A 995-nucleotide genomic window follows, 5' to 3' on the forward strand; every position below is an offset into this window, starting at 1 on the left:
ATGACTCCGATATTTGCGTTGGTTGCCACAGAAGCGGCCAAGAAATAGCCGGTTGGGGGGCTAAATCTGAAGCTGAAAAAGCGGAGATTATGGTCAAGGTGCGCGAGCGCGAAAAAAGTGCGTATATTTAAGAACAAAGAGAAAGGCCGGGGTATTCCATACTCTGGCCTTATTTTTATGAGGCTGGATAACAGGACGGAATAATGACAACACTCGGAACGGCGTTGACGGAAAACGCAACAAAGGTGCTTTTTTGTGGTGCTGGAGAATTAGGCAAAGAAGTGATCATTGAGCTTCAGCGTCTTGGCGTAGAGGTCATTGCGGTTGATCGTTATGAGAACGCACCCGGCATGCAGGTAGCCCATAGATCTCATGTGGTTGATATGTTGGACGCAAGCGCTTTACGTCATGTGATCGAACACGAAAAGCCGGATTTCATTGTTCCCGAGATTGAAGCAATCGCGACATCGGAGTTGTTAAAGCTTGAAGACGAAGGTTTCCAAATTGTACCTTCAGCTCGCGCGGTAAACCTCACAATGAATCGTGAAGGCATTCGCTCATTGGCAGCACAAGAGCTTGGCTTGCCAACATCAAGCTATGCGTTTGCAGATAACTTTGACGATTTTTCTGCGGCGGTACAGCGCATTGGCTTTCCGTGCTTCGTTAAACCGATTATGAGTTCTTCAGGTAAAGGGCAGAGCCGTTTAACCGATGCAAGCCAGATTCAGGCTGCATGGGATTACGCGCAGTCCGGTGGTCGAGCAGGTAAGGGTAAGGTCATTGTTGAGGGCAGTGTCGACTTCGACTACGAGATTACCTTGTTGACGGTGCGCCATGGCGGTAACACCTCTTTTTGCGCGCCCGTCGGACACGTCCAGAAAGACGGTGACTATCAACAGTCATGGCAACCTCAGGCAATGTCAGATCTAGCTTTGCAACGTGCCAAGGATATTGCAGACAAAGTGACGACCAGTCTTGGCGGTAACGGCTTGTTC

At 49.3% G+C, this 995-nt stretch carries 2 protein-coding genes; both read left to right on the forward strand.

From position 1 onward, the window contains the following. Positions 1-11 precede the first annotated feature (11 nt). Positions 12-131 (forward strand): DUF1289 domain-containing protein, encoded by a 120-nt coding sequence (locus A3751_RS20560; RefSeq protein ID WP_082863416.1) that lies wholly within the window; start codon positions 12-14, stop codon positions 129-131. 72 nt (positions 132-203) lie between these two features. Next, positions 204-995, forward strand: a 792-nt coding sequence (purT, locus tag A3751_RS20565; RefSeq protein ID WP_068458729.1) for a formate-dependent phosphoribosylglycinamide formyltransferase, incomplete at its 3' end; no start/stop codon positions are given.

This window comes from Oleiphilus sp. HI0080, assembly GCF_001635135.1.